The sequence below is a fragment of the Pseudoalteromonas sp. S1727 genome, from assembly GCF_005886375.1.
Taxonomy (GTDB): domain Bacteria; phylum Pseudomonadota; class Gammaproteobacteria; order Enterobacterales; family Alteromonadaceae; genus Pseudoalteromonas; species Pseudoalteromonas haloplanktis.
In genome coordinates, this window is sequence record NZ_PNDT01000131.1 from 36868 (window position 1) to 49690 (window position 12823).

10 protein-coding genes are annotated in these 12823 nt (G+C 41.7%); 7 read left to right on the forward strand and 3 right to left on the reverse strand.

Annotated features, from left to right (window positions below; all coding sequences use genetic code 11):
* Positions 1–17 precede the first annotated feature (17 nt).
* Positions 18–242, reverse strand: a complete 225-nt coding sequence (locus tag CWB85_RS20525; protein ID WP_016709180.1) for a hypothetical protein — start codon at positions 240–242, stop codon at positions 18–20.
* A 203-nt stretch (positions 243–445) separates the two neighbouring features.
* Positions 446–2971: an EAL domain-containing protein gene (locus CWB85_RS20530; protein WP_016709181.1), complete on the reverse strand. Its 2526-nt coding sequence runs from the start codon at positions 2969–2971 to the stop codon at positions 446–448.
* 167 nt (positions 2972–3138) lie between these two features.
* Here CWB85_RS20530 and queA point away from each other — a divergent pair, with 167 nt between their 5' ends.
* From queA to CWB85_RS20565, 7 genes are all read left to right on the forward strand, one after another.
* Entirely contained in the window at positions 3139–4170 is a 1032-nt protein-coding gene (queA, locus tag CWB85_RS20535; protein ID WP_016709182.1) for a tRNA preQ1(34) S-adenosylmethionine ribosyltransferase-isomerase QueA, read from the forward strand.
* 160 nt (positions 4171–4330) lie between these two features.
* Positions 4331–5458 (forward strand): tRNA guanosine(34) transglycosylase Tgt, encoded by a 1128-nt coding sequence (gene tgt, locus CWB85_RS20540; RefSeq protein WP_016709183.1) that lies wholly within the window; start codon positions 4331–4333, stop codon positions 5456–5458.
* 26 nt (positions 5459–5484) lie between these two features.
* Positions 5485–5823 carry a preprotein translocase subunit YajC gene (gene yajC / locus CWB85_RS20545; protein ID WP_138555899.1) on the forward strand — a complete coding sequence of 113 codons (339 nt, stop codon included), beginning with the start codon at positions 5485–5487 and terminating at the stop codon, positions 5821–5823.
* A gap of 21 nt (positions 5824–5844) precedes the next feature.
* Entirely contained in the window at positions 5845–7704 is a 1860-nt protein-coding gene (gene secD, locus CWB85_RS20550; RefSeq protein ID WP_016709185.1) for a protein translocase subunit SecD, read from the forward strand.
* Positions 7705–7713: 9 nt separating this feature from the next.
* Complete coding sequence (secF, locus tag CWB85_RS20555; protein WP_016709186.1) at positions 7714–8661, forward strand: protein translocase subunit SecF; 948 nt, start codon at positions 7714–7716, stop codon at positions 8659–8661.
* 561 nt (positions 8662–9222) lie between these two features.
* Positions 9223–9753, forward strand: coding sequence for a hypothetical protein (locus CWB85_RS20560; RefSeq protein ID WP_016709187.1), 531 nt, complete (start codon positions 9223–9225; stop codon positions 9751–9753).
* Positions 9754–9841: 88 nt separating this feature from the next.
* Entirely contained in the window at positions 9842–11614 is a 1773-nt protein-coding gene (locus CWB85_RS20565) for a GGDEF domain-containing protein (protein WP_138555901.1), read from the forward strand.
* A 162-nt stretch (positions 11615–11776) separates the two neighbouring features.
* Here the strand turns inward: CWB85_RS20565 and suhB are convergent, their stop codons facing one another.
* Positions 11777–12580 carry an inositol-1-monophosphatase gene (suhB, locus tag CWB85_RS20570; RefSeq protein ID WP_016709189.1) on the reverse strand — a complete coding sequence of 268 codons (804 nt, stop codon included), beginning with the start codon at positions 12578–12580 and terminating at the stop codon, positions 11777–11779.
* Positions 12581–12823: the final 243 nt, after the last annotated feature.

The following is a 12823-nucleotide window of genomic DNA, read 5'->3' on the forward strand; positions in this document are numbered from 1 at the left end:
CAACAAAGCAGCCTTTGTTACAAAGGCTGCTTTTCATTATGTCCTTCATATTCAAATTGCTTATTGAAGGGGGTAATGTCTGGCAAAAATAATAAATACACCCACACCACTAAATTAAAATAAGGTATTAGCCCTAAGCAGGTGAAAGTTGTAACAGGGTAGCCTTTACGTTCAGCATAACGGTAGCATTGGTAAGTTATCCCTAAGTTTACCACCAGTAATAGCACGATTAGTTGCGTCATAATTCACTCCATAAATTGACAATAGTACTCATAACAATATGTTAGTTGTTAAGTAGTATGTTGTGGCCATTCAGTGATGTCATGTTATTTTTTGAAAATCACTATAATAACAAGACATTTACCAAGCGATAGACAAAGTATAGATGAGTTATTCTAAGATGGAAGTAAAAAAATAGCTGGAATTGTGTAAAAATGTAACAGTTTTAGCTAGGTGATTGTTCGTAAAAAGTTTTGTTTTGTGAAATTTTTTGTAACTGGTGGTTTATTTTTTCTACGGGTACGGGGCGAGAAATAAAGTAGCCTTGGCCATAATCTACGCCAATTTCTTTCAGTGCTAAAAAGATCTCTTTGCTTTCAACATATTCCGCAACTGATCGTTTATCAAGGGAGCGGCTAATATCATTGATCGCTTTAACGAGCGCAAGATCAATAGGATCATTGAGCATATCGCGAACAAACGAGCCATCTATTTTCACGTGTTGAGCAGGCAATTGCTTAAGGTAATTAAAGGTACTAAAGCCCGTACCAAAATCATCGATTGAGAAATGGCAGCCTAAGCGATTGAGTTTTTCAATCATCAGGCGGGTGGCGGTTAAATTATTAATACTGGCCGATTCGGTGATTTCAAAAATAACGCGAGTGGGAACGACCTGATATTTTGCAAGGGTGGACTCGATATGCGGTAATAAACGTTCATCTAAAAACGATTGCGCCGAAAGATTAATGGCAACTTGATTTAGTTCAGGATTCGCAGCGATGGCTGCAATGGCATTACTGATCACACATTGATCCATCAAGTAAGTATCATTTAATAATTCAAGTGATGGAATAAATTGGTTTGGATAAACCAGTTCTCCGTCAAGCTTTAACCGTAAAAGCGCTTCAAAGTACGCCACGCCACCTTGCTTAAAGTTCCAAATTGGTTGGTAATGCAGTTCAATGTGATTTTGCTGCAGTGCTTGGCGAATACTGTGCCCCCACTCTAAGCCTGCTTGTAAGGTGTTATGGTTGGCATCTTCTTTCGAATAACAATGCACTAAATTACGGCCAAGACTTTTCGCTACATACAAGGCAATGTCGGCCTGTTTTAAACATTCACTCGGATCGTGGTTAGCGGCGGTTATTTGCGTTAAGCCGATTGAGCAGCTAATAGAATATATTTGCTCTTCAGATTTAAACTGATGACCTTCAATTGCCATGCAAATGCTTTCTGCGATTAAGTGCGCATCAAGTAAATTCATATTTTTTAAGATCACCGCAAATTCATCGCCACCAATACGGCATACCAAATGTTCATCACTGATATTAGCAGTAAATAGCTGCGCGACTTCTTTTAGAACAATATCACCTTGTTGATGGCCTTTACTGTCATTAATTATTTTAAAGTGATCAAGATCTATATAAATTAAGGCGTGTTCAATGTCGCCATAGGTGCGTTGTGGTTGGCAAATGCGGTTCAGTTGCTGATCAAAATAATAGCGATTATGCAAACCGGTTAAAGTGTCATGTAAGGCTAAATGACGCAGTTGTAACTCTGCTTGCTTGCGCTCATGAATATTGTCGATTGTTGCAGTAATTGTTGCCGCGTTACTACTGTTTTTGATCAGTTGCAGGCGGCACTCAACCCAGATAGCTCGGCCATCTTTATGAATAATTTGCACTTCTACCTGTTGTTGCAAAGCGCCGCCTTGCAAAATACTGCTAATGGTATCAAGCAGTTTCTCTTTGCAGTCATTAATACAAAAATCAGAGAGTGCTTTGCTCAAAGTTTCTTTAATGCCAAAACCGCTCAACGCCTCCCATGCAGGGTTGATAAAGCGAATTCGTCCTTGTTGATCAAACTCAAGCACCACAGTATTAAGGTGCAACAATATTCGCTGATGAGCTGAAAATAGCTCTTTATAACGATTTTGGCTTTGGCTTAGCTGTTCCACTTTCTGCGCAAATTCAGCATAACTGACCATAAAATCTTCGCGACGTGCTGCATGGTCACATACTTTTGTGAGTAATGAGTGCTCATAAGGGGCGCGAATAAAATCAGTGACGCCAGAAAGCAGCAGCTGCTCAGCATGGTTAGCGTCTTTTGTATCAATAATAGTTACAATGGCTTGCTTGGGGTTGTGCTGTAAAATTTCTTCAACTAATTGGCTTGCTGATCCGGCATGTGCCGCGGTTGCATCAAGTAACACAATGGCAAATTTTTGTTGTAAATAGATAGATAATGCTTGTTTGTTATTTGCCACATGGGTGCAGGCAAAGTTTAGTTGTAATTGTTGGGCTATTTTAGCCGCTTTAGTGCTGTCAGCTTCAAGCAGTAATAAGTCTAAACGACTGCTTTTTTCTAAATGAGTAGATAACACATTGGCCAGCACTTGCGGTAGCATATCTTGACGTTCGAACGGTATAACGGCATCTATACCATAACTACGTGCGGTTGTTTCTGCTATGCGTTCACAGTAGATGGGGGGAGTGAGCACAATAGGAGTATTCTTTGGGGTTTTTAATAGCCCTGAACGGATCATACGCGAAAATCGCCAACCGTCGATTTTACCAACATTGAGCCCGGTAATAATGACATCAACAGCTTGAGACTTGAGAATTTCGAGGGCTTGCTGGCTATCTGCTACTTCAAGAAAAGTAAATACATTGAGTCGACTTAAGGTTGACTTAACTGCCTGACGCTCAGCGACACTGGCATTTAAGATCAGCAAACTTAGTTGCTTAGCCATGTAGTCATACCTCTTTTAAACCCAACTTTAATTAAGTTGAGTAGAATAATGCCATTTGTCCCGAACCACAAGAGAACATTGCTGGGTATTTTTATTAAAGGCGTTGGTTGAGCTCATAGCGCGATACAGTTAAACTTGGCGCGACTTTTTTGATCTGGATATATCCTATGCGCGTGGCCGATTTTAGCTTTGACTTACCTGATGAATTAATTGCTCGTTTTCCTAAACAGGATCGAACTAGCAGCCGTTTACTTACTTTAGATGGCCCAAGTGGCGCCGTAGAACATAAAATATTTAGTGATATTCTTGATTTAGTAAATGAAAATGACTTGTTGGTATTTAACAATACTAAAGTGATCCCCGCGCGAATGTATGGCCAAAAAGCCTCTGGCGGCAAGCTTGAAGTGCTGGTAGAACGTGTACTTGATGAGCACCGTGTACTTGCCCATGTGCGCGCTAGTAAATCACCAAAACCAGGCACAACAATTATTCTCGAAGGTAAAGCTGAGGCAACGATGGTTGGCCGTCATGGTGAATTGTTCGAATTGGAATTCACCGCTGAGCAAAATGTTTTGGAAATTCTGAACGATATCGGCCATATGCCTTTACCGCCGTATATTGATCGCCCCGATACAGACGAAGATCGTAAACGTTATCAGACCGTTTACGGTGAAAAGCCAGGTGCAGTTGCAGCGCCAACTGCAGGCCTGCATTTTGATGATTCGCTAATGGCTGCATTAAAAGCAAAAGGCGTAAACATGGCTTTTGTTACTTTGCATGTTGGTGCGGGGACTTTTCAACCAGTGCGCGTGGACTCGGTTGATGACCATATAATGCACTCCGAGTACATTGAAGTGCCTGACGAGGTTGTGGCGGCTGTTGCAGCTACAAAAGCGAGAGGCGGGCGGGTGATTGCTGTGGGTACAACGTCAGTGCGCTCGTTAGAATCAGCGGCTAAAATACATGGCGGCCAACTTGCTAGCTACTTTGGTGACACCGATATCTTTATCTATCCGGGTTATCAATTTAATGTGGTGGATGCCATGGTCACTAATTTCCACTTATCGGAATCAACGCTAATAATGTTAGTTAGTGCGTTTGCAGGACAAGACAATATTATGAGCGCGTATAAAACGGCAATAGAGCAAAAATATCGCTTTTTTAGTTATGGTGATGCAATGTTTTTAACTCGTAAATAAATAGTGCCTTAATGAATGTGATAGCCCAGCAAAATGCTGGGCTTTTTACACTTTTAATCTCAGCTTTGAGCCCAATTAATAGTAATGGTTTTACAAAAAGGGTAGAATCGAGCGGTTAAATTATAGCTTGTTGGACTGTTTTTCCGACATTGAGGATGATATGAAATTTGAATTAGACCGTACAGATGGCAAAGCGCGCCGTGGCCGCTTGATTTTTGACCGAGGTGTAGTAGAAACACCCGCATTTATGCCTGTAGGTACTTACGGTACTGTAAAGGGGATGACCCCTGATGAAGTAAAAGATACCGGTGCCCAAATTTGTTTAGGCAATACCTTTCACTTAATGCTGCGTCCAGGTACTGAGATCATTAAACAGCATGGTGATTTACATGATTTTATGAATTGGGATCGTCCTATTCTGACCGACTCCGGCGGCTTTCAAGTTTTCAGTTTAGGTGCGATGCGTAAAATCAGCGAAGAAGGTGTATTGTTTAGCTCACCTGTAAACGGTGAAAAAATCATGCTATCACCAGAGAAAGCAATGCAAGTGCAGCGCGATTTGGGGTCAGATATTGTCATGATTTTTGACGAGTGTACGCCATACCCTGCTACTGAAAAAGAAGCGAAAGACTCGATGGAGTTATCACTTCGCTGGGCTAAGCGCTCAAAAGAAGGCCATGGTGATAACCCTGCTGCATTGTTTGGTATTATTCAAGGCGGTATGTACCCTGAGTTACGTGCGCAATCACAAGCGGGCCTTGAAGAAATTGGTTTTGATGGTTATGCACTGGGTGGTTTATCAGTGGGTGAGCCAAAAAATGAGATGATCAATATTCTGGATCACTGCGCCTATAAAATGCCAGAGAACAAACCGCGTTACTTAATGGGGGTGGGCAAACCAGAAGATTTAGTTGAAGCTGTGCGTCGTGGCATCGACATGTTTGACTGTGTAATGCCAACCCGTAACGCCCGTAACGGTCATTTATTTATTACTGGTGGTATTGTCAAAATTCGTAACGCAGTGCATAAAACAGACACCGGCCCACTGGATCCTGAGTGTGACTGTCATACCTGTAAGAATTATTCACGTGCGTACCTACATCATCTTGATAAATGTAACGAAATATTAGGTGCACGACTAAACACAATACATAACTTACGTTATTATCAGCGTGTTATGGAAGGTTTGCGCAATGCGATTAGCGAAGGCAAGTTAGACGAATTTGTTAGTGATTTTTATGCTCGCCGTGGCCAAGATGTGCCAGAGCTAGCTGATACCGAAAATTAAATTTTAAAAATTAAAGAGGAAGTACTATGAGTTTATTTATTTCAAATGCCCATGCAAGTGCAGCAGGCACGGCGCCAGCCGGTGGTGGTTATGAAATGTTGATCATGTTAGCTATTTTTGGCTTAGTGTTTTATTTCTTAATTTACCGCCCACAGGCTAAGCGTGTTAAAGAGCATAAAGCGCTTATGAATGCGATGGCTAAAGGTGACGAAGTGCTCACCCAAGGTGGTTTAGTAGGAAAAATTGCTAAAATTTCTGAAGACAAAGATTTCATCGTTATCTCTTTGAACGACCAAGCTGAAGTAACGGTACAAAAATCAGCTGTTTCAGCTGTGTTACCAAAAGGCACTATGAAGTCGCTATAATAATTAAATAAGGACGCCCACGTGTTAAACAAGTTTCCAGTTTGGAAGTATTTACTTGTTCTAGCTGTGATCGCGATTGGTCTTTTATATGCCTCTCCTAATTTGTATGGTCGTGATCCGGCCATACAAATTTCAGGCACTAAAGGCACTGATGCGGATCTCAGTGTTGTAGACAAAGTAAACGCGACCCTCGAAGAGCACAACGTTACTGTTAAATCAGTAGTTTTAGAAAACGGCCAAGTATTGATCCGTTTTAAAAACGTTGAAGAACAACTTAAAGCGCAAGATTTATTGCGTGATTCATTAAGCGAAGATTACATCTCAGCCATTAACATGGCCCCGGCGCAACCTCATTGGTTAAAAGCCCTTGGTGGCAATCCAATGAAATTGGGCTTGGATTTAAGTGGTGGTGTTCACTTTACGATGGAAATCGACATGGTGACAGCGGTTGATAACGCGCTGGAACAGATGGATCAAGATTATAAAAGTGACCTTCGTGAAGAAAAGCTGCGTTATCGCACTATTCGTCGTGTAGCAGGTACTGAACGTCTTCGCGTTGAAATGCGTAGTGAAGAAGACAAAGACGCCGCAGAGCGCTTTTTACAATCACGCTACCCATTACACACTTTCATTGATGATAGCTCAAACGATAATGCATTTTACGCAAGCCTTAGCGACCAAAAGTTAAAAGAAATTCGTGACTACGCTATTAAGCAAAACGAAACCATTATTCGTAACCGTATCAATCAAATTGGTGTTGCTGAACCAAACGTACAGCGCCAAGGTGCAGAACGCATTATTGTGCAACTACCAGGCGTACAAGATACAGCCCGTGCGAAAGAAATTTTAGGTGCAACAGCTACGCTTGAGTTTCGTGAAGTAGACGAAAATGCAGATCCTTCAGCTGCCGCACAAGGGCGTATTCCACCAGGCACTGAAATGATCATGAGCCGTGATGGGTATCCTGTGGTATTGAAAAAACGCATTATTCTTGAAGGTAGTCACATTACAGGTGCGCAATCTGGTGCCGATGAATACCAACGCCCGCAAGTAAGTATCAGCCTTGATAGCAAAGGCGGCGCAAAAATGAATGCCTTTACGAAACGCGCGATTGGTAAGCGTATGGCAACGGTATTTATTGAGTACAAGCCTTCAGGTAAAACAGACGCAAACGGTAAAGCATTACCACCAATTAAAGTGGAAGAAGTAATCAACGTAGCAACGATTCAAGCACGTCTCGATCGCTCATTCCGTATTACTGGTATTGATAACCCAGCAGAAGCACATAACCTAAGTTTATTACTGCGTGCTGGTGCGTTAGTTGCGCCAATTCAAATTGTTGAAGAGCGTACCGTAGGCCCAAGCTTAGGTCAGGAAAACATTGAAGCAGGTATGACAGCCGTAGCCCTTGGTTTCTTATTCGTACTGATCTTTATGTTGGTTTATTATAAAGGCTTTGGTTTAGTGGCTAATGTTGCCTTAGCAGCTAATTTAGTCCTAATTGTAGGTGTAATGTCACTGATCCCGGGGGCCGCATTAACGCTACCAGGTATTGCTGGTATCGTACTTACAGTTGGTATGGCTGTTGATGCTAACGTACTTATTTTTGAGCGTATTCGTGAAGAACTCGCTGATGGTCGTAGCCCGCAACAGGCTGTACATCATGGCTATGACAGTGCCTTTAGTACGATTTTTGATGCCAATATTACCACCTTAATCGCTGCAATTATCTTGTTCGCAGTGGGCACAGGTCCGATTGCTGGTTTCGCAGTAACACTTGCGATTGGTATTATCACGTCAATGTTTACAGCCATTGTTGGTACCCGTGCGGTGATCAACTTATGTATTGGTGGTAAGCGCATTGATAAGCTGTCAATTTAAGGAGCAGGTATGCAAATTCTAAAATTAGGTGGCAGAACGTTAGCTTTCATGTCACTGCGTAAAGTTGCTATGAGTATCTCTACGTTGCTTATTTTGGCCTCATTCGCATCGTTCTTTGTGAAAGGTTTAAACTTTGGTTTAGACTTTACCGGCGGTACAGCGGTTGAAGTTGGTTTTGCCCAACCTGCAGATTTAAAGAAAGTACGCTCAGTACTTGCTGAAAACGGTTTTGCAGATGCATCGGTACAATTGTTTGGTTCAAGCCAAGAGATTTTAGTACGCTTGGCACCTCGCGGTGATGATGTAAAAGCTGAAGTTATCGGTAACCAAGTGATTGATGCACTGAAAAAAGCCGACGACAGCGTGGTAATGCGCCGAATCGAGTTTGTTGGTCCAAGTGTTGGTGAAGACTTAAAAGAGCAGGGTGGCCTTGCCATGTTAACTGCACTTATCTGTATCTTGATCTACGTTGCATTTCGCTTTGAGTGGCGTTTTGCAGTGGGGGCAGTATCGGCCTTGATGCATGATGTTATTATTACGCTTGGCTTGTTCTCAGTATTAGGTTTAGAGTTTGACCTAACAATACTGGCTGCAATACTGGCCGTAATAGGCTACTCATTGAACGATACGATCGTTGTATCTGACCGCATACGTGAGAACTTCCGCAAAGTGCGTATTGATGACACCATTGAAATCATTGATATTTCATTAACGCAAACACTTAACCGTACCTTAGTAACTTCAATCACCACTATTTTAGTATTGATTGCCTTGTTTGCTTGGGGTGGCCAAACCATTCATGGTTTTGCTACGGCATTGTTATTTGGTGTATTTATTGGTACTTACTCTTCAATTTATGTTGCTAGCGCTGTTGCAATTGCAATGGGCGTAAGTAAAGAAGATTTGATCCCAGAAGTCATCGAAAAAGAAGGCGCAGACTTAGACGCCATGCCATAAGCATAAAGCGAAGTTTACGTTTTTAAAAACCGCTCACATTGAGCGGTTTTTTGTTGTCAGAGATTGATGTCGTAGGTGGGGTTTTAGCCTGCAAAAGATTTAAAAAATTTACTCACAAAGAGGGTAAGGTAAAAGGAGCTAGGGAAGTGACTAGGCTCTAGGATTCATAGCCCGCAGCTAGCTAAGCATCTTGGTGGTGAACATAAACCTGCGCGAGGTAAACTCGCGCCTACGGGGTTGCACCGGTGTTTGCGTTTATTGTAGGCGCGGCTTTATGCCGCGCGGTTTAAAGACTCATGGCTAAAGCCATTTCCTACGTTCTAAAAACCCTAACCCTAACCCTAATCTCTAACATCTAACATCTAATATCTAATATCTAACATCTAACATCCAAGTGCAGCTAGGTTCTAGGGAAGTGACTAGGACCTAGGATTAATAGCCCGCAACCCGCAACTTTTCTTGTTTTTGCTCGAATTGGCGCTGATGTTAATTATTGCTATTTATGAAACACAATATTTCCTATAATAATTCTTATTGATCAAGAACTGATGTAACAAACTAATGTTAAAGCCATTTGTAGTCGCTACGAGTTTAATTATGATTAGCGGATGTGATAACAACGTAACAGTTCAACAGCACGAGCATGCGACTAAACCTTCGCCAGTAAGTGCATTGGAGCAATATCCGCAGCAAGCCAGTGACTTACTAAATAGCATCCGTGCTAAAAAAGATGCAGCCAGTTTAGAGGCTGAATCTGCACAATTAGTAATTTTATCGCTGGCCTTAATTAAAGAGGTTATCGTTAAGTATCCACAATGTACTGAGTATTTGAATGCGTTAAGTACAGTGGCAACTGCGATTGCTTCATTACCATTGATTGAAATTGAAAATGGTTATCATAGTGATGGCAAGTTACCTCCATTTGATGATCCTGTGTGTTATCACGCTAAAGATTTAGTTGTTCACCCAGCAACGGTACAAGCACATGCGCGCTTAGGGTTAGATGATCAACTCGCTTATCAAAATGCAGAGCTTGATGTTATCGAAGTCTTAGCCCATTTTGAACAGCTAGAACAAGCATTGGCTGATTAATTATTAACAGCCACACAGTACTGCCATAAAAATGTCATACGGTCTTGCTACTTTAACCGCCTCTTAATGAAGTTATGGGTTAGAAATAGTGAGTGTTCAGTTAGGTATATTAGAAAATATCTTAAAAAACAGTGAGATTACCACTTTATTTCAACCCATCTTTGATATTAGCGAGCAACAAATATTAGGTTATGAAGCACTTAGCCGCGGTCCTAAAAATTGCGCACTGCAAATGCCCAATGCATTATTTAGCGCGGCGGTAAACTTCGATAAAGTCTCAGAGCTTGAATTACTGTGCCGTTCCAAAGCAATCGAAAACTTTGTTAAACTCAATTTGCAAGGCAAATTGTTTTTAAACGTAAGTCCTAAAACGTTACTAGATCCATGCCATCCTAAAGGTGAAACATTACACCTTGTTGAGCAATTTGGCTTAGCCGCTAATCGAGTGGTGATTGAAGTGACCGAACAAGAAAAAGTGGATGATGGATTTTTATTACTGAAAACCATTGCCCACTATCGCAAGCTAGGTTTCTCAATCGCGATTGATGACTTAGGAGCTGGTTACTCCGGTTTAAAGCAGTGGTCTGAATTATGCCCTGACTATGTAAAAATTGACCGCTACTTTATTGATCATTGTGATGAAAGTGTGGTTAAAAAAGAGTTTTTAAAATCCATTATTGAGCTCGCTAAAGTAACTAAAACAGCGGTGATCGCTGAGGGCATAGAGCGGCATGAAGAGTTAAGCCTTTTAGAGGGACTCGGTATTGTTCATGCCCAAGGCTTTTTGCTTGAGCGGCCAAGTTTGCGACCCAGCTCGGAGTTTAACTCAGCCCAGTTACAACAGTTAAATTTTACCCCAATCACAGATCAGTTTGAGCAATCAATGGCCATTGGTTGGCTGGCTGTTGAGCAATTATCCATTGGTAGCGAGACTCGCTGCAAAGACGCTCATAATATTTTTGAAAAAGATAAAGCAATCATTAGTATCGCTGTCGTCAATCAAGATGCGCAACCGATTGGCTTATTACACAAAGATCAACTAACAGAGGTATTTGCAGCCCCGTATGGGCATGCGCTCTATGACAAGCAGCCAGTGACGGCATTGATGCATAAACAGCCTTTAGTGGTTGATGAAAACCAGCTGCTTGATACCGTGAGCCAGCAGATCACAGAAAATGACTTTGATATCCGTCGGCATATTATCATTACGCGTGCCGGGCGATATTTAGGTCTTGCGCCACTTCGCGATATTTTAAAGCACATCACTGAAGAAAAAATACGTCATGCTCAACACGCTAACCCTCTAACAATGCTGCCGGGCAATGTGGCAATAAATGAAGCGATAGAACACAGATTAAGAGTTAAACATGGCTTTGCACTTGCTTACATAGATTTGAATCATTTCAAACAGTTCAATGACTTATATGGCTACGCCAGTGGTGACAGCGTTATCAAGTTACTAGCGGATGTAACCACGCAGGCATGCAGTAATGTTCCAAGCTTTGTTGGGCATATTGGTGGTGATGATTTTATGGTGGTATTTGATAGTGATAATGCCGAACAGATTTGTAATCAAATTATTAGTGACTTTGAGCTCAAGTCTCGGGCATTTTTTACACCAGAGCATATTGCCAGTGGGGGGTATTGGGCGACTAACCGTGAAGGTGAAAAGCAATTTGTGCCCTTGCTTACTCTGTCAATTGGCGTTGTCGAGCCAGATTTAGAGCAATGTACTAACAGTCATCAAATTGCAGCGTTGGCAACTGATGCCAAAAAAGAAGCAAAGCGTTACCGCCACAGCTACTTGTTTTTATGCAAACGCCGTGGTCCAGCATTGGCAGTTGTTAGTTTTAATCCGTGATTACAAGGCAAGAATTCTGATATGTAGTTGTTCTCTTTGGTAAACTACCAGCACTGTTAGCGTTTTATTTAGCTCACTAGAGTGGTTATATATTATAAGTCGATTGTGATTAACCACAAAAAAAGGAGCCTTAGCTCCTTTTTGAACTTATAGCAGTATCCGTTAGCGCAGTAATGCTTCAGTTAACACTGGGCGAATTTCACGAATGATCGCTTGAGTTAATTTAGGTGAACCACAAATGATGTTACCGCTGTGGTTGTAGTTATTTCCGCCAGCGAAATCAACAATCATACCGCCCGCTTCTTTAACCATTAGCTCACCAGCAGCAGAAGTCCAAGGTTTTAAACCAATCTCAAAGAAGCCATCAATGCGCCCTGCAGCAACATAAGCCATGTCTAATGCAGAGCTGCCTGCACGGCGAATATCAGCTGTATGAACAAACAATGCCTTGAATGCTTCAGTATACGCATCCATATGATGTTTGTTTTTGAATGGGAAACCTGTCGCAAGTACAGTACCAGAAAGCACAGTAGTTTTACTTACACGAAGACGTTTACTGTTTAACTGAGCGCCTTGACCACGAGAAGCAGTAAAAAGCTCACCACGAATTGGGTCATAGATAACTGCTTGGTCTAAACGACCTTTAACTTTAAGAGCGATAGAGATCGCATAATGAGGAATGCCTTTGATGAAGTTGGTTGTGCCATCAATAGGATCTACAATCCATTGGTAATCTGCATCCTTGCCTTTGTGCTCACCTAACTCTTCACCCACGATAGAGTGAGTTGGGTAAGATTGTAAAATAGTGTCACGGATTACGGCTTCAGCTTCTTTATCAATATTAGTAACTAAATCGTTAGTACCTTTTTGTTGTACTTCAACTTTTGATAAATCTTCGCCAGCGCGAAGTAAAATTTTGCCTGCGTTACGCGCAGCGCGAACCGCAATGTTTAACATTGGATGCATGGTGTTACCTTTGGGTTGTAAAAGAACGTTTATATATTTCTATATATTTCAGCCGGCGTATTCTAGCGATTTTTGCCACAAAGTAAACAATAAACCCCAAATAGTTTTGAGTGTTTTTTATACTGACTTGAGTTGTAAGGTAAAAGTTGTAGAGTTTTTCCGTCAGCCGTCAGCCGTCAGCCGTCAGCCGTCAGCCGTCAGCCTGATCTGATAGCTGATAGCTGATAGCTGATAGCTGATAGC

What these genes read in the sequence shown, in the direction of transcription:
- CWB85_RS20525 (WP_016709180.1), bottom strand. Translation starts at nt 242, where the DNA reads ATGACGCAACTAATCGTGCTATTACTGGTGGTAAACTTAGGGATAACT.
- CWB85_RS20530 (WP_016709181.1), bottom strand. Translation starts at nt 2,971, where the DNA reads ATGGCTAAGCAACTAAGTTTGCTGATCTTAAATGCCAGTGTCGCTGAG.
- queA (WP_016709182.1), top strand. Translation starts at nt 3,139, where the DNA reads ATGCGCGTGGCCGATTTTAGCTTTGACTTACCTGATGAATTAATTGCT.
- tgt (WP_016709183.1), top strand. Translation starts at nt 4,331, where the DNA reads ATGAAATTTGAATTAGACCGTACAGATGGCAAAGCGCGCCGTGGCCGC.
- yajC (WP_138555899.1), top strand. Translation starts at nt 5,485, where the DNA reads ATGAGTTTATTTATTTCAAATGCCCATGCAAGTGCAGCAGGCACGGCG.
- secF (WP_016709186.1), top strand. Translation starts at nt 7,714, where the DNA reads ATGCAAATTCTAAAATTAGGTGGCAGAACGTTAGCTTTCATGTCACTG.
- CWB85_RS20560 (WP_016709187.1), top strand. Translation starts at nt 9,223, where the DNA reads ATGTTAAAGCCATTTGTAGTCGCTACGAGTTTAATTATGATTAGCGGA.
- suhB (WP_016709189.1), bottom strand. Translation starts at nt 12,580, where the DNA reads ATGCATCCAATGTTAAACATTGCGGTTCGCGCTGCGCGTAACGCAGGC.